Below are 16,252 nucleotides of genomic sequence, written 5' to 3' on the forward strand. Positions count from 1 at the left end.
GATGGATCGCATACCCATTCTGCAGATGGGGCGTGCCCTGCTGATCACCATTCAGGTGGATATGCATGACCAGTTGGCCCTGGCGCTGGAAGAAGACCTGACCGCGAAGATTGCTTCCAGCGGAGCGCGCGGCGTTCTGATCGATATCTCCTCGCTGGAAATCGTCGACAGCTTCATCGGCCGCATGCTGGATAATATTGCCGCCGTGTCGAAACTGATGGATGCGGAAACGGTCGTTGTCGGCATGCGTCCGGCGGTGGCGATTACGCTGGTCGAACTCGGCCTGTCGCTTTCCGGTGTGCGCACGGCGCTCAATGTCGATCGCGGCATGGCGATCATCCAGCAGCGCCTGCATGACTATGAGATCACCGATGGAGGGTAATTCGGGCGATGTGCTGGTCATCAATAGCGCCGATGATATCGTTCGCGTCCGGCAGGCCGTGCGGGCCAAGGCAATCCAAATCGGACTGAGCCTGGTCGATCAGACCAAGATCGTCACGGCGGCGAGCGAAATCGCCCGCAATACGCTGGATTATGGCGGCGGCGGGACGGCGACGCTTCTGGTTCTCGAAAACGGCGGCCGGCCGGGCCTCAAGCTGGTTTTCGAAGATCAGGGTCCGGGCATTGCCGATCTCGAACGCGCCCTGACCGACGGCTACACGACGGGAAAAGGGCTCGGCCTGGGCCTTGGCGGGGCCAGGCGGCTGTCGAACGAATTTAAGATCGAGTCAACACCCGGCAAGGGCACGCGGGTCGTCATCGCGCGCTGGAAATGATGCAAGCATTCCCTGTCCAGGACAGTTCCCATATCGCCCAGGTGCGGCGCGACATCCTCGCCACCGCCCAGCGGATCGGTTTCGACACGATCGAACAGGGGCGGGTCGCCATCGTCGTCACCGAGCTTGCCACCAACCTTCTCAAACATGCAGGCGGCGGCATCCTGCTGGTGGAAAACCAGCCCGCTTTCGCCGATCCGGTCCTGGATTGCGTGGCCCTGGACAAAGGCCCCGGCATGCATGACATCGCCGCTTGCCTGGGCGATGGCTATTCGACGGCCGGCAGTGCCGGTAGCGGCCTCGGTGCCGTGCTGCGTCAGGCCGACCTGGTCGATATCTATTCTCAACCGCAAAGCGGGACAGTACTTTTCGTCAGGCTGCGGCCCGGAGAGTCGAAGGGGGCACAACCGGTCCCCGCGTCGCGGAACCCTTCGACCGCGCGGTTGTTTAGCCCGGGCAAAATTGCGAGTGGTGAGACCGAAGGCTGGGATGTTGAAAACTGGGGTGGCGTCTGCGTGGCGAAACCGGGAGAAGATGTTAGCGGCGACAACTGGCAAGTCAAACGGCGTGACGACGGCTTGATCGCGGTTACGGTGGACGGGCTTGGCCATGGCATGCTGGCGGCGGAGGCGGCAAATGCCGCTTTGGCCATTTTCGATCAGCATTATCAGCGCCGGCCGGCGGAAATCATCAATGCCATGCATGCCGGCATGCGCCATACGAGGGGCGCAGCGATCGGCATCGCGCATCTCGACCGGGTCGCTCAAAGCGTGCATTTTGCCGGCATCGGCAATATCGCGGCGGCATTGATATCCGCGGAAGCGGGCCCGGCCCAGGAGGCGTCAGCGTTGCGGCGCGGTCCCCGTCGCATGGTGTCGCAAAATGGTACGGTCGGCCATGCCCTGCGCCGGGTCCAGGAAATGGATTATCCTTTCGATCCGGTGCAAGGCGGCGGAGAGGCGATGGTCATCATGCAATCCGATGGCATTGCCAGTTCCTGGTCGCTCGATGCTTATCCCGGCCTGACCGATCATCATCCATTGACCATCGCGGCGACGCTTTACCGGGATTTCCGGCGTGGCCGGGACGACGCCACAGTCTTGGTGACGCAGGTTAGGTGAGATGCAGCAGGCGGTGACCAGTCCGGGCTTGATCGACCTCGCCGGATATCCGATCCGCAGCGAGAGCGACATTGTCCTGATCCGTCAGCAGGCCCAGCGCCTGGCCCAGGGTCTCGGTTTCGACCGCCAGGATCAGACGCGGATCGCCACGGCGGTGTCGGAGATCGTCCGCAACGCTTTGCAGCATGGCGGCGGCGGCACGATTAAATTCGCCATCGAAGCTCCGGTCGAGGCATCGGCCGAGACATCCGTGGCGGCACGGGATGAAACCCAATATCTCGTCGCCGATATCGGCGACTGCGGCCCCGGCATCGAGCAACTGGAAGATGTGCTGCAGGGTCGGGGCGGGAACAATGCCGTCGGCCTGGTCGCGGCGCGCCGGTTGATGGAACGGTTCGAGATCGACAGCTCCCCGGCGACCGGCACGCATATCCGCATGAAGAAGCGCTTGCCGCGCAGTTATGCCTTGGATGATGGCGCATTGAAGACGCTGACGGCCGGCCTTTCCGCCCGCGCGGCCGAGGAGCCGGTGGCGTTGGTCCAGCATCTCAACCACGAGCTCGCTCTTTGCCTGGAGGAATTAAACAGCCGCCAGGAAGAGCTGGAACGGTTGAGCGCCGAGCTTGAGGACACCAATCGCGGCGTCGTTGCGCTTTATTCGGAGCTCGACGACAAGGCCGAGGAGCTGAAGCAGGCGAGCGAGCTGAAGTCGCGCTTCCTGTCCAACATGGGACATGAATTCCGCACGCCGCTGAATTCCATCCTCGCTCTTTCCGGTTTGTTGCTGGACGGGCTCGATGGCAGCCTGACCAGCGAACAGTCGCGCCAAGTCACCTATATCCGCCACGCGGCGGAAGGATTGACCGAACTGGTCAATGATCTGCTGGACCTCGCCAAGGTGGAATCGGGCAATGTCGATCTGCGGCCGCGCGATTTCACCGTGCATGAATTGTTCGGCAGCCTGCGCGGCATGTTGAAGCCACTCTCGCTCAATGACCAGGTCGCGCTGATTTTCGACGAGGGCCGGGACCTACCCCCCTTGCGCACCGATATGGGAAAGCTGTCGCAGATCCTGCGCAACTTCATTTCCAATGCGCTCAAATTCACCGAGGAAGGCGAAGTCCGGGTGACTGCGCGGCTGACCCCGGATCGGCGGCGCATGGTCTTCGCCGTGCGCGATACCGGCATCGGCATTGCACCGGAACATCACGAAGCGGTTTTCGACGAATTTCTTCAGATCGAGAACCGGCTTCAGGCGCGCTACAAGGGCACTGGCCTCGGCCTGCCGCTGTCCCGCAAGCTGGCGGAACTTCTGGGCGGCGAAGTGACGCTGGAAAGCCAGCTGGGCGAGGGTTCGACCTTCACCCTTTATATTCCCGCCAGCGGCGGCCATGCGCCGGCGGCAGACTCCGAGCAAGCGCGCGAGAGCGGATTGGCACCGCAGCAAAGCGCCTTCGCAGCCAAGAGCATTCTCGTCATCGACGATGAGGAAGCCTTCCGCTATGTGCTGCGCCAGCTCATGGTCGATACCGGCTATCGCATCCTGGAGGCCAATGATGGGGCCGCCGGCCTGGACCTGATGCGAGCGCAGCACCCGGACGCGGTTTTCCTGGATTTGCAGATGCCGGCGATGAACGGGTATCAGGTGCTGGATAGACTGGCAGCCGACCCGGCCCTGAAGGATATCCCGGTCGTCATCTGCACGTCTTCCGTGCTGGATGCCGCGGACCGCGACCGGCTCGCCGCCGCGACCGCTGTCCTGCCGAAAAATGAGCTGACGCGCGACGCGGTCTCGGCCATGCTGAAGCAGCTTCATCTGGCGGAAGGGGGCAAATGATGCGCGATTGCGGTCACAGGCAAGTCGTCACATGAACAATTCCGGCGTCACCATCCTGAATGTCGATGATACCGAAGCGCTGCGCTATGCGAAGTCGCGCATCCTGAACCGCGCCGGCTATGCAGTGCGCGAGGCGAGCACCGGGCATGATGCCCTGCGCGAAGTGGAAACGTCGCAGCCTGCCTTGGTGCTCCTCGACGTCAAATTGCCCGATATCAGCGGCACCGAGGTTTGCCGGCTGATCAAGCAGCGTTACCCTTCGGTGCTGATCCTGCAAACCTCGGCGACCTATGTGACCGGGGCCGACCGTGTCGCCGGCCTGGACAGCGGGGCCGATGCCTATCTCATTCAACCGGTGGAGCCCGAGGAACTGGTCGCGGCGGTGCGCGCGCTTCTGCGCCTGCAGGCGGCCGAGGAGGCCTTGCGCCAAGCCAATGAGGGTCTGGAGCAGCGTGTCGCCGAACGTACCCGTGAATTGGAGGAAGCCAATCGGAGATTGCGCCATGAGGCGGAAGAGCGCGCCCGTGCCGAGGCGGCGTTGCGGCAAAGCCAGAAGATGGAAGCACTCGGGCAATTGACCGGCGGCATCGCCCATGACTTCAACAATCTACTGGGGGCGATTTCCGGCAGCCTGCAATTGATGCAGCGCCGGATCAAATCCGGACGCGTCGATGTCGAGCGCTATATCGAGGCGGCTCTATTCGGCACCAATCGCGCGGCGAAACTGACCAGCCGCCTGCTGGCTTTCTCGCGTCAGCAGCCGCTCAATCTGCGCTCGGTCAACGTCAATGACCTGGCGCGCGGCATGCTGGATATGCTGCGCCGGACGATGGGCGAGCAGATCAAGGTGGAGCTGGATCTGCAGGCCGAGCCCGCCTGGACGAGATGCGATGAAAACCAGCTTGAGAATGCCTTGCTCAATCTCGCCATCAATGCCCGCGATGCCATGCCGAGCGGCGGCCATTTCCGGATCGAAACGCGGAACGAGACCTTGCAGAACGGGTTGCGGGACGAACTGGTCAATCTGGCGCCAGGGAATTATGTTACTCTGGCGGTCGTGGATACCGGCTCCGGCATGACGGCGGAGGTGAAGAAGCGGGCGATGGAACCCTTCTTCACCACCAAGCCGATCGGCCAGGGAACCGGGCTCGGCCTCAGCATGATTTACGGGCTGATGACGCAATCTGGCGGTGCGCTTGTGCTGGAGAGCGAGGTCAATCGCGGTACCAGCGTCAAGCTCTACCTGAAGCGGGAGGAGCCCGCCTCTGCCATGGCGCGGCACGCCCCTGATGGGGAAACGGAAATGCCGAAGATCGAAGCGACCATCCTGGTCGTGGAGGATGAGGAACTCCTCCGCTCAATGATGATCGAAGTGCTGCAGGAGGAAAACTACCAGACCCTGGCGGCCCATGACGGTCCAAGCGCGCTGGAGCAGTTGAACGGCGACGCTCCAATCGACCTGCTGGTGACGGATGTCGGCCTGCCGGGCATCAATGGCCGCCAGCTGGTGGAGCGCGCCCGCACAATCAAGCCGGATCTGAAAATCCTCTTCGTTACCGGCTATTCCCGCGACCTCCTGCGCCGGCAAATGGCCGAACCGGGCGAGGATGAAAGCGCCCACTGGATCAAGGGCATCGAAATCCTGCGCAAACCCTTCGAACTAACTGACTTCAGCCAGACCGTCAGGGGCATTCTGACGGGCGAGTAAGGCGTCGAGTGCGATCGTCCTGCGCTCATCCGACATCATGCGCGACCTCCACCATGGACCCTCGGGTCAAGCCCGAGGGTGACAAGCGAAGCGGTGGTTGCGCCGTGCGATGGCATTCTCGTTCGTGACGAGGCTATCGGCACATCCGTCGCATGACGCTAGAAGCAAACAAGGTTGTCACCCTCGGGCTTGACCCGAGGGTCCATCGTCGCGACTGATGGCTGGCTGCTGTTCCGCCTCGCGCTATTGTCTTCCAACATCATGCGCGACCTTCACCATGGACCCTCGGGTCAAGCCCGAGGGTGACAAGCGAAGCGGTGGTTGCGCCGGCGATGGCATTCTCGTTCGTGACGAGGCTATCCGCACATCCGTCGCGCACCCGCCAGGACAACAAAGGTTGTTCCCAGGGCCGACTTCAGTCTCCACCGCTCGAGCAATTGAAACCTACAGCCTGTAAAACCTGCAATCGAACTTTTTCCTGGAATCACACCCGGAAGCTACACACCACCATGGGGACGTGTTCCTCACCGGGAGTGGAGCGGATAGGTTTAACATCGCCCTTGCCGAGTTTCAGTTTTCCGGGGTATCGAGAAAGAGGCTCGACGGAAAAGCAGAGGGGACCATGCCGGCTTGGCTTAAGGGTGTCTGCGGCGCAGCTGTGCTCGCGGGGTCGCTCGTCTTCTCACCGCCGCTTTGGTCATCACCGGCCCAGGCCGAACATGAGGCCGACTATGAGACGGTGCAGCGAGGCGAGCTGACGCTCAGTGAGCTGCAAAAGGGCAAGGTCTCGGGCTTGGTGGAAAATCGCTGGTTCGCGCCCGGCGCGGATGCCGAACCGGCGCATGAAGAGTTCACCGGCACGCTCATCGTTCCCGAAAGCCAGATGAGCACGGAACCGGCGAAATTCACCAGCCGCTCGGTCCAGGGCAAGGACCCGAAAATCTTTCCGGCCCTGCGGCTGTCGTTTTTTACCTATAAGGGCGATCTGGTGCCGGTATCGCAGGATGTGATCCGCGCCGGTTCCATTTCCGGCACCCGCAGCTATTGGGACATCATCGTGCAGCCCGGCAAGCTCTGGTCGGAAGCCGGCGACAAGGGCTGGTCGCGCGCCTCATTCCCCTTCGCCTTGGCCAATTCGCGCGAAGGCGAGACCCATAACGGCGTCGCCACCTTCCTTTATAAGGGCAACCGCATCAGCCGGCTGCAATATCAGGTCGTGCAGCAGACCTCGCCCTATAATGTGGTGGATTATTTCACCGCCTGGGGCACGGTCTGGGCCGGTGTCACCCAAACGGTGGAAGCGAGCGGCGCCGAGGATCGCGGCCTGCCGGTCAATCTGACCAAGTTGAAGGCGACCTATCAGCAAGATATCGACGACCGTTTGCTGATCAAAAGCTGGGATGATCTCGGCAATCGCGTCGGGGCCGCGAAGCTGAAAGATTTCGACAGCGCCATGTCGCCCTCCGACCTGCTGGTCAGCGGGCTCTATTTCGACGGCAAGCTCTATCTGAAGGAATGCAACAGTGCCGCCGGCCCACTGCCTTATTGCGACCGCCAGCGTTTCGGCGTCTGGTCGATGGGCAATTCGCTGACCAACCTGGTTGCCTTGCTGCGCCTCGGCCAGAAATACGGACCGGAAATCTATAATGAGAAGATCGTCGATTACATCCGCCCCGGCTATAACGGGGATGATTGGGCCGACGTCACCTTTGTCGATGCCCTGAACATGGCGACCGGTATCGGCCGGGGCAGTATCAAGCGCGATCCCAATAATATCGCCGATGGTTATATCGACGAAGCCTATGGCCGCTGGTATGAGGCGCGCGGCATCCAGCAGAAACTCGACTGGCTGTTCAAGGACGGGCAGAAATATCCCTGGAAGCCGGGCGAGGTGGCGCGGCTGCGAGATGAGGACATGTTCCTGCTCGGCGTGGCGATGGATCGCCTGGTCAAGCGCAAGGAAGGTGCGCAGGCCGATATTTGGTCGCTGCTGATGAAAGAGGTCTATGCACCGATCGGCATTCGCTATGCACCGACCGACCGCACCATCGAGGCAAAGGGCGAGGGCGCCTATACCGCCAAAGGCGGCCAGCCGCTGATGGCCTTCGGCTATTATCCGACCTTGGCCGACATGGTGAAGATCGCGCAATTGCTGCAACATGGCGGCTGGCATGCGGGCCGCCTCCTGCTCGACGACAAAAAGCTCGCCGAGCTTCTGCCGGCGAAAGCGGGCGTGAATCCCAAGCTGCGCGGCCTGCCGACCGGCAACTTCAACAAATATGGGGAACTTACCTATGCCTGGTCGCTATGGCAGGCACCCTTCGATTCCGCGGAAGGCTGTACCCTTCGCGTGCCGCAGATGGATGGCTGGGGCGGCAATTACATTGTCATGATGCCGGGACACATCACGGCAATCCGCCTCGGCAAAAGCTGGAAGCCTGATGCCGATGTCGCCGACACGACCGGCATGATGCAGGTCGCCAACCGGCTGACGTCTTTCTGTCACTGACGATTTGCTGCCACGCTCAGTTTCCCGAGACCAGCTTGAGGCCGATGACGCCGGCCAGGATGAGGCCGATGCAAGCGATCCGCATCGGTGCCGCGGAATCGCCGAGGAGCAGGATGCCAATAATGGCTGTTCCGGCCGCACCGATACCGGTCCAGACCGCATAGCCGGTGCCAACTGGCAAGGTGCGAAGCGAGATCGACAGAAGAACGACGCTCGATAAGCCGGTGGCGACCGTCAGCAGTGCGGGTATCAAGCGCGTAAAGCCGGCTGACGACTTCATGAAGAAAGCGAAGGCGATTTCGAGAAGGCCGGCCAAGCCAAGTAGTGTCCAAGCCATATGCGACAGGTCCCTTGAAGAATTGCAAGAAGCGAGCGCCGGCTCATAGATCCGTCCATGGCGGAAGCGCTCGCTATTGAGGTTTATGCTTTGGCAACGGCCGCTGGTGTCGAGCGGAACGCGACCCCGAAGCGATTGAAGGCGTTCATCAGGCCGATCGCATAGGTGAGATCGGCAAGTTCGCTCTCGCTGAACTCGGCGGCAGCAGCCTGGTAGTCTGCATCGGGAATGCCGGTCTCGGCGACGCGGGTCACGGTTTCCGCCCAAGCGAGTGCGGCCTGCTCGCGCGCGGTGAAGACCTTGCCGGCATCGCGCCAGACGGGGACCAGGACGAGCTTGTCCACCGCCAGGCCGGATTTGAGCAGGTCGCGAGAATGCATGTCGATGCAAAAGGCGCAGCCATTGATCAGCGAAACCCGCAGATAGACAAGATTGATCAATGCGTTTGGCAGGCTGCTTTTTTGCAGGGTGACATATACCCCGCCGAAAGCCTTGTAGCCCTCAGGCGAGGCCTTGGCGTAGTCGATACGGTTGGTCATGACGAAATCCTTAAGCTTGTAATCAAGGACTTCATCGTGATGCATCTTGGCCTAGGAGGGGAGATCCAAGAATGATCTTCCGTACTAGGGCATGATTCTGCCGGCTTCGCTAAATGGTCACAGCAGCTTCAGGATACGCTTACCCAGATTTTCCGCCGTCTTCCGAGAATCGATATTCGTGAAATTAAGCAGCAGCGCGGATGCTTTATGACGATCCATCATCCAATCGGAGAGCGCTTCACCATATAGGCCTACCTCGCCCATGCGCGCAACAAGACGGCGGTCCGACTGCCTGCCGCGCAGGCGCAAGATCAGATGCATGCCGCCCGGCGGTGAACCCACTTCCATATGCTGCCCTAGGACGCTTTCCAGGCCTGCGGCTGTGGCATCCCGGCGCTCGGCATAGAGCTTGCGCATCCGCTGGATATGGCGCGCAAAGTGACCTTCCCTGATGAAGGTGGTGACGATGGTTTGCGTAAGCTCGGGGCTGCTCCCTGCGAAGGCTTGGCTGATCTCCTCAAACCGCTCGATCTGTGGTTCCGGCGCGACGAGATATGCAAGTCGGAGGCTGGGGAAAAGCACCTTGCTGAAAGTGCCCGCATAAAGCACGCGGTCTTCGCGATCCAGGCTCTTCAGGGCGGGGAGGGGGCGGCTGACATAGCGGTATTCGCCGTCATAGTCGTCTTCGATGATCCAGGCCTTGTTGCGTCTCGCCCAGTCCAGCAGCGCCAGTCGCCGCGGCAAGGACAAAGAGACGCAGAGCGGGCTTTGATGCGCCGGCGTCACCACGGCCGCGAGCGCCCGTGGCGCCAGCTTGATCCCATCGGAAACGATCATGCCATCCTGGTCCACCGGTACCGCGACACCGGCGATCTGCATATAGCCGAACAACTCCCGTGTCGGCGGATAACCGGGATTTTCCAGCCAGACACGATCGCCCGCTTTCAATAAGGCATGAGCGATCAATTCGATGGTGTGGCGATATCCCGAAGTCACGAAGACCTGGGAAGGTGCGCAGTTGATCCCACGCGAAACCCGGAGATAAGCGGCGATCTGCGAACGCAATGCCGGCAGGCCGTATATGGCGGGATGAGCCATGCTGGATGGCTGTATCGCTCGAACGCATCGTGCGCCGAGGCGGGCCCAGACCTTTCGCGGAAACGCATCCAAAGCCGGCAGGCCCATCTGGAACGGCAAAATCGAATCCGGACGAAAACTGGTTGAAGCGAGGCCGCTATCGGATGGCGGCCTCGGGGGTATTACCGGCATGCGCGGTTTGAGATCCGGCGTCACGATGGTCCCTGCCTGGCCACGCGCCTGGATGTACCCTTCGGCCGCAAGCAGGGAATAAGCCGCTTCGATCGTGCCTCTTGCCAATCCCAATTCCTGGGTCAGCGCTCTGGCCGAGGGTATCCGGTCGCCCGGCTTCAATACGCCGCTGGCGATCGCATCGCGAAACCGGTCGTAGATCTGTCGGTAGAAGGGTGTCGTCGCCGCTGGATCCAGCGGTGAGATCGTCGGCGGCGAGATCGTCGCCGGTGAAATCCTCGTGGGCTTCGCGGTATCCATGGACCAGCCGCCTCGGCATTTGCATTGAAACCGACGATATCATCATCGCCAGATGATGTCAGTCAGGCGCGGCGCGCGGGCATATTGATAACGATCATGGCCCAATTTCTGTTTCAGTTCATGGACCTTGGATATAGGCCATGGGCTTTGTAGAGTGGCTGCTTCCGAGGCGCTCAACGAGAAAGCCACGGCTGTCAGGCATGGGCGCCGGCATTCAGCAAAGCTTGGAACGACAATGAAGAATATTCTGCATGTGAGTTGCAGCCCGCGCGGCGAAACCGCTGAAAGCTCTAAGTTGGCGCAAAAAATCATCGGATTTCTGCGTCAGAAAGAGCCGACCGCGATCGTGGTGAATCGCGTGATCGGCGACGGCACCCTATCGCATATCGACAAAGACTATGCGATTTCCCAGGGATCGTCCGCCGACGTCTCCCAGGAAGGCTCGATGGCACAATCCGAAGAGTTGATCCGGGAGCTGGAGGCGGCCGACGTCGTCGTCATCGGTACACCCATGCATAACTTCACCGTCCCCTCTGTACTTAAGGCCTGGATAGATCATGTCGTCCGTGCGCGCCGGACGTTCAACACGACACGGGCGGGAAAAGTGGGCACCTTGCGCGACCGTCCGGTCTTCATCGCGATCGCTTCGGGCGGCCGGTTTTCCGGGGAGCGCGCACGTCAGCCGGATTTCCTGACCCCGTATCTGAAGGCGATCCTGGCGACCATCGGCTTGCACGATTTGACATTCTTCTCCGTTCAGGGAACAGGTGCTGCACCCGAAGCGGTGGTTGAAAGCAGGATCGAGGCGGATCACGCTTTGCAGGCGTATTTTTCCGCATCGCCTGCTATCACCTCGACTGTCTTGAAGGAGAGGGCTATCTGATGACTTTGCGGCCAATCAAGGCGGTTGCCGTCTTTTGCGGATCGAATTTCGGCGCTTCAGAGGAATTCGCCGATGGCGCAGGCGCGCTCGGTCAAGCTTTGGGAAAAGCCGGCATCACTGTCGTCTATGGCGGGACGACGAAGGGGTTGATGGGTATTGTCGCAGATGCGGCGCTGGAGGCCGGCGGCAGCGTTCATGGTGTCATTACGGCGAGCCTGCATCAGCGCGGACACTCCCATTCAGGTCTGACGATCCATGAAATTGCCGAGACGCTGGGCCGGCGCAAGGAACGCATGGTTGAACTCGCCGATGCCTTCATTGCCTTGCCCGGCGGGATCGGCACCGTCGAGGAGCTTATGGAAGTCTGGACCATGAATCAGTTGGCGGAGATCGACAAACCCGTCGGCTTGTTGAATGCTGCCGAATTCTTCAGCCGGTTTTTGGACTTCATCGACCATATGGTGGACACGAGATTCCTGCCGGCGGCTCATCGGCGCGCGATATGCGTCGATACGGATGCCGGGGCGCTGATTGAGAAGCTTCACAACTATGTGCGCGTCGACGTGCCCAAATGGTTATAGGGCCGCGCCGGTGCGCATCCGGTAGTCCGGCCGCTTATTTCTTGAAATTGCCCCGCGGGCCGATCTTCTCGGCTTCGTCGGTCAGCTTTTCCTCAAGCTCACGGTTGTGCGATTCTGCCGCGATCTCCTTTGCCTCTTGCCGCGCCGCATCGCGTTCGACCGCGCTGGGCGGTACTTCCGGCGGTGTCAGCGGCGGTGTCGCCATCCGCTTGCCCGGCTTTTCCGGCGCGGCCCAGCCGTAAGTATAGCCGGCTTCTGCCGCGCGGTTTGGATCGGCGGGGAACTGGGTTTTCGGCAAAGGGGTTTTCTTGGTCATGGGCGCCTCCTTTAGAAGAAGAACGCCTAACCTTTCCAAGGGTTCCATCGCAGCGTGGGATAGGCGTCCGGCAGCGAAGCGAACTTCCTGCGCGCGACGTCACGACTGCAAGGTGAGGATGAGTCCGCTTTTCGGCAGAGTCGGAGAGCGGTTAGGGGAAATCCGCAAGTCCTGTTCGGGCACCTCATATCGAAGCTGCGATGCCAGCATCGCAAGCGCGCGATCGAGCAATTCGATCGTGAGGGACTCCCCCGGACAGCGGTGATCGGTGCGATAATCGCGCGCACCCTGCGGTATGAGGTCATAGCCGCTGCGACGCCATTTCAAGAAACGTTCGGGCCGAAAGCGCCCGGGGTCGCGCCATAGCCGCGGATCATGATTGGTCGCATAGAGTCCAAGCAGGACCCAATCGCCCGTTGCAAAATGATGGCCGGCAAAGTCGAAAGGATGCCGCACCCGGCCACCGATAACCGGGAAGAAGGGATAATAACGCCGGACTTCCTGCGCGAAAGCGATCGTAAACTTGCCATTGGAATCGTTGCGCAGCGTGTCCCGCCAAGTCGGATGCTCATGCAGGGCCAATCCGGCAAAGGTGATGAACCACGCGACCGCGACGGTCGGACGCAAGATATTGAGGAGCTCAACGGCGGCGCTCCTCGTATCGAGCAGCTTTCCATTCGCATCGTGAAAGGCAGCGATGCGGGCCAGCGGCGTGGCCGAGCCGGGCAAAAACCGGCCGCCGCGCACATCTGAAACAAGGCGCCGCAGCCGGCGCTCCACGCGAAGCCGCAGCGCTACCCCGCGCCACTTGCGCGGCCCCACCGAACCTGCACCATCCACCATCGCCGCCAGGGCGCGGCCCAAGCCGGCACGCTCCGCCTTCTCCAGCGGAATGCCGCTCCATTCGCAAGCTGCCGCGCAGAGGATATCGACCATCGCATCCCGCAGGACGATATGGCCGCGTTGCCGCCAATCCGGCAGTTTTGCGCGCCAGTGCCGATCGAAGCAGTCGCCGAGGCGGGCGGCCTCACCTGGCGTGGCCATGTCGAGAAAGAGCTGCTTGCGCTGGGCATGGGCCGCGCCATCGAGCAGCTGCACGCTGCCTTTGCGCTGAAGCAGCCGCAAGGTGGTCTGCGGCATCGCCCCGACCCGCGTGAAACTGCTGCCGTCATAAAAGCGGCGTGCCGCAGCCTCGCCCCTCATGCAGACAACCTGCCGCATCATGATCCGTGTCGCGAAGATATCGGTGTCCAGCCGGCGGCATCTGTTGCCGATGAAGTTATACCCCTCGCGGAAGAAGGCGAGCGTGTTGTCAAATGCCGGGTCTTGCGGGATGGCCATTGGGAAGACACCTTTACCGCTCCGTGTTCATCTTGGGTCGCTGGGTGACCGACATCCCCGACCGTCTCTGTTCGGTCCGCTCGGCCTCAAATCGGTGATGAGGAACACCTGACGCCAGCATTTGTTTCCTTGGCAGTCGCTATTGCGTCGCTATTGCTCAGGGAAGGAAGACCACATGCAAGACCCACGCAGCAAATATCCGCAGCCGCCATATCCGAAGCAGCAACAGGATATGCCGGGCACCACTGAAAAGATGTCGCCGCCCTCCGATCATGGCGAGCAGAGCTATCAGGGTTCCGGCAAATTGGAAGGCTGTGCGGCGATCATTACCGGCGCGGATTCCGGTATCGGCCGCGCGGTGGCGATTGCCTTTGCCCGTGAAGGCGCCGATGTTCTCATCTCCTATTTCGACGAGCATGAGGATGCCAAGGAAACCGCGAATTGGGTCACCAAGACCGGACGCAAGGCGGTGCTGGCGCCCGGCGACATCAAGGACGAGGCCTTTTGCAAGAGCCTGGTGGAGAAAGCTTTCCAGGAATTCGGGCGTCTCGACATCCTGGTCAACAATGCCGCCCATCAGGCTTCCTTGGCCAAGATCGAAGATATCAGCGCGGAAGAATGGGACACCACCTTCCGCACCAATATCTACGCGCAATTCTATCTGGCGAAGGCCGCGATCCCGCGGATGAAGCCGGGCAGTTCGATCATCAACACCACGTCGATCAACGCCGCCAATCCGTCACCCAAGCTGCTCGCCTATGCGACGACCAAGGGCGCGATTGCGAATTTCACCGAAGGCCTGGCCCAGCTGATTGCCGAGCGCGGCATCCGCGTCAATGCAGTTGCCCCCGGACCGGTTTGGACGCCGCTCATCCCCTCCACCATGTCGGCCGAGCATGTCGAGAATTTCGGCAAGAACACGCCGCTCGGCCGCGCCGGGCAGCCGGCGGAAATGGCGGGCGCCTTTGTCTTCCTCGCTTCGGAGGAAGCCAGCTATATCACCGGCGCGATCATCCCGGCGACCGGCGGTCGGCCGATGTAATCTCCTCGCGGAAAGTCATCGCGGAACCGTGACCGCAACATGCCGGAATTTTACTGCCGGAGTATCAGATGTCAGAAGTGATATGGTGGAAGCGCGGGGTCATCTATCAGATCTATCCGCGTTCATATCAGGATTCGAATGGCGACGGGATCGGCGACCTGAACGGCATCGCCAGCCGCCTGGACTATCTTGCCGGTCTCGGTGTCGATGCAATCTGGATATCGCCTTTCTATCCGTCGCCCATGGCGGATTTCGGCTACGACATCTCGGATTATTGCGATGTCGATCCGATCTTCGGCACCTTGCAGGATTTCGACCGGCTGGTGGAGCGGGCTCATGGCCTGGGTCTGAAAGTCATTCTAGATTTCGTGCCCAATCACAGCTCCGATCAGCATCCCTGGTTTCGGGAAAGCCGATCCAGCCGGTCCAATCCGAAGCGCGACTGGTACATCTGGCGCGACCCGGCGCCTGATGGCGGCCTGCCGAATAATTGGGTCAGCAATTTCGGCGGCAGCGCCTGGGAATTCGATGCCAGTACCGGCCAATATTACTATCACGCCTTTCTCAAGGAGCAGCCGGATCTCAATTGGCGCAACCCGGAGGTGCGGGAGGCGATGCATGAGGCGCTGCGCTTCTGGATGCGCTATGGCGTCGATGGCTTCCGCGTCGATGTGATGTGGCATCTGATGAAGGATGAGGCTTTTCGCGACGACCCACCCAATCCGGGCTATCGCGAAGGCTGGCCGGATGTTCAGCGCGTGTTGCAGGTCAATTCCGCCGATCGGCCCGAGGTTCATGAAGTGGTGCGCGGCCTTCGCCGCGTGCTGGACGAATTTCCCGATCGCGTCCTCATCGGCGAAATCTACCTGCCGATCGAACGGCTGGTAACCTATTACGGGGAGGATCTGAGCGGCGCCCATCTTCCCTTCAATTTCCAGCTCATCAACGCGCAATGGAATGCGCCGACCCTGGCAAGCTTGATCGCCGAATATGAGGCCGCCCTCCCGCCGGGCGGCTGGCCCAATTGGGTGCTCGGCAATCACGACCAGAAGCGCATCGCCGCACGTGTCGGCGAGGAACAGGCCAGGGTGGCCGGCATGCTGCTTCTCACCTTGCGGGGCACGCCAACCATGTATTACGGCGACGAACTCGGCATTGGCGCGGTCACGATCCCGCCCGATGCGGTGCAGGATCCCTGGGAGAAGAATGAGCCGGGCCTTGGTTTCAACCGCGATCCGCAGCGCACGCCCATGCAGTGGTGCCCCGGCGAGCAGGCGGGATTCAGCAGCACCAAACCGTGGCTCCCGTTATCCGATCATTTCCGCGAGGCCAATGTCGAGACGCTCAGCAAGGACCCGCGCTCCATCCTCTCTTTGTACCGAGCCTTGATCGCCTTCCGGGTCCAGCGGCCGGCATTGCGTCTGGGTGATCTGCGCCTGCTTCCCTGCGGTGAGCGGGTTCTCGCCTATGAACGTCGCCTCGGCGATGACAGGATCACGGTCGCGCTCAATTTGTCGTCTGAAGGGCAGGTGGTGGAACTGTCGTCACGGGAGTCTCACCGCGTGATCCTGTCTACTTATCTGGACCGTCAGACGGAGGTCGCGACCGCCACGGTGACGCTGCGACCGAATGAGGGCATCATTATCGCGGCATAAGCATGATCGCCGTCCGATGCACCTTCGACCTCGTTTTG

At 61.2% G+C, this 16,252-nt stretch carries 15 protein-coding genes; 10 read left to right on the forward strand and 5 right to left on the reverse strand.

Translation table 11 applies throughout. From position 1 onward, the window contains the following. The first annotated feature begins 1 nt into the window (after position 1). The 6 genes from SMD27_RS17370 (at position 2) to SMD27_RS17395 (ending at position 7,951) form a co-directional block, all read left to right on the forward strand. Entirely contained in the window at positions 2-382 is a 381-nt protein-coding gene (locus SMD27_RS17370; protein ID WP_320509690.1) for an STAS domain-containing protein, read from the forward strand. Then, positions 372-776 (forward strand): anti-sigma regulatory factor, encoded by a 405-nt coding sequence (locus tag SMD27_RS17375; protein WP_320509691.1) that lies wholly within the window; start codon positions 372-374, stop codon positions 774-776. Before SMD27_RS17370 ends, SMD27_RS17375 begins: the two co-directional genes overlap by 11 nt. After that, positions 773-1,897: an ATP-binding protein gene (locus SMD27_RS17380; RefSeq protein WP_320509692.1), complete on the forward strand. Its 1,125-nt coding sequence runs from the start codon at positions 773-775 to the stop codon at positions 1,895-1,897. The genes SMD27_RS17375 and SMD27_RS17380 overlap by 4 nt, the downstream gene beginning before the upstream one ends. Before the next feature lies 1 nt (position 1,898). Further along, the gene (locus SMD27_RS17385; RefSeq protein ID WP_320509693.1) at positions 1,899-3,734 is read left to right on the forward strand and encodes an ATP-binding protein; all 1,836 of its coding nucleotides are present in this window, start codon (positions 1,899-1,901) and stop codon (positions 3,732-3,734) included. 31 nt (positions 3,735-3,765) lie between these two features. Next, positions 3,766-5,442: a response regulator gene (locus SMD27_RS17390; RefSeq protein ID WP_320509694.1), complete on the forward strand. Its 1,677-nt coding sequence runs from the start codon at positions 3,766-3,768 to the stop codon at positions 5,440-5,442. A gap of 622 nt (positions 5,443-6,064) precedes the next feature. Beyond that, positions 6,065-7,951, forward strand: a complete 1,887-nt coding sequence (locus tag SMD27_RS17395; protein WP_320509695.1) for a serine hydrolase domain-containing protein — start codon at positions 6,065-6,067, stop codon at positions 7,949-7,951. A gap of 16 nt (positions 7,952-7,967) precedes the next feature. On the opposite strand, the gene SMD27_RS17400 is transcribed toward SMD27_RS17395, so the two are convergent. The 3 genes from SMD27_RS17400 to pdxR all read right to left on the reverse strand — a co-directional run bounded on the left by SMD27_RS17400 (position 7,968) and on the right by pdxR (position 10,396). Continuing rightward, positions 7,968-8,288 carry a DMT family transporter gene (locus SMD27_RS17400; RefSeq protein ID WP_320509696.1) on the reverse strand — a complete coding sequence of 107 codons (321 nt, stop codon included), beginning with the start codon at positions 8,286-8,288 and terminating at the stop codon, positions 7,968-7,970. Between the two features lie 83 nt (positions 8,289-8,371). Then, positions 8,372-8,827: a carboxymuconolactone decarboxylase family protein gene (locus tag SMD27_RS17405; protein WP_320509697.1), complete on the reverse strand. Its 456-nt coding sequence runs from the start codon at positions 8,825-8,827 to the stop codon at positions 8,372-8,374. A 117-nt stretch (positions 8,828-8,944) separates the two neighbouring features. After that, positions 8,945-10,396: a MocR-like pyridoxine biosynthesis transcription factor PdxR gene (gene pdxR / locus SMD27_RS17410; protein WP_320509698.1), complete on the reverse strand. Its 1,452-nt coding sequence runs from the start codon at positions 10,394-10,396 to the stop codon at positions 8,945-8,947. Positions 10,397-10,631: 235 nt separating this feature from the next. Between pdxR and SMD27_RS17415 the strand changes: the two genes are divergently transcribed. Both SMD27_RS17415 and SMD27_RS17420 read left to right on the forward strand, forming a co-directional pair. Beyond that, entirely contained in the window at positions 10,632-11,279 is a 648-nt protein-coding gene (locus tag SMD27_RS17415; protein ID WP_320509699.1) for an FMN-dependent NADH-azoreductase, read from the forward strand. Continuing rightward, positions 11,279-11,860, forward strand: coding sequence for an LOG family protein (locus tag SMD27_RS17420; RefSeq protein ID WP_320509700.1), 582 nt, complete (start codon positions 11,279-11,281; stop codon positions 11,858-11,860). The genes SMD27_RS17415 and SMD27_RS17420 overlap by 1 nt, the downstream gene beginning before the upstream one ends. 34 nt (positions 11,861-11,894) lie before the next feature. Here the strand turns inward: SMD27_RS17420 and SMD27_RS17425 are convergent, their stop codons facing one another. Both SMD27_RS17425 and SMD27_RS17430 read right to left on the reverse strand, forming a co-directional pair. Beyond that, on the reverse strand, positions 11,895-12,176 hold the full coding sequence (locus SMD27_RS17425) for a hypothetical protein (RefSeq protein ID WP_320509701.1): 282 nt from the start codon (positions 12,174-12,176) through the stop codon (positions 11,895-11,897). A gap of 99 nt (positions 12,177-12,275) precedes the next feature. After that, entirely contained in the window at positions 12,276-13,517 is a 1,242-nt protein-coding gene (locus tag SMD27_RS17430; RefSeq protein WP_320509702.1) for a cytochrome P450, read from the reverse strand. Positions 13,518-13,692: 175 nt separating this feature from the next. Here SMD27_RS17430 and SMD27_RS17435 point away from each other — a divergent pair, with 175 nt between their 5' ends. Together SMD27_RS17435 and SMD27_RS17440 are read left to right on the forward strand one after the other, a co-directional pair. Further along, the gene (locus SMD27_RS17435) at positions 13,693-14,559 is read left to right on the forward strand and encodes a glucose 1-dehydrogenase (RefSeq protein ID WP_320509703.1); all 867 of its coding nucleotides are present in this window, start codon (positions 13,693-13,695) and stop codon (positions 14,557-14,559) included. 68 nt (positions 14,560-14,627) lie between these two features. Beyond that, positions 14,628-16,214: an alpha-amylase family glycosyl hydrolase gene (locus SMD27_RS17440; protein WP_320509704.1), complete on the forward strand. Its 1,587-nt coding sequence runs from the start codon at positions 14,628-14,630 to the stop codon at positions 16,212-16,214. Positions 16,215-16,252 lie beyond the last annotated feature (38 nt).

Origin of the sequence: Dongia soli (assembly GCF_034044715.1) — a bacterium.
GTDB lineage: Bacteria > Pseudomonadota > Alphaproteobacteria > Dongiales > Dongiaceae > Dongia_B > Dongia_B soli.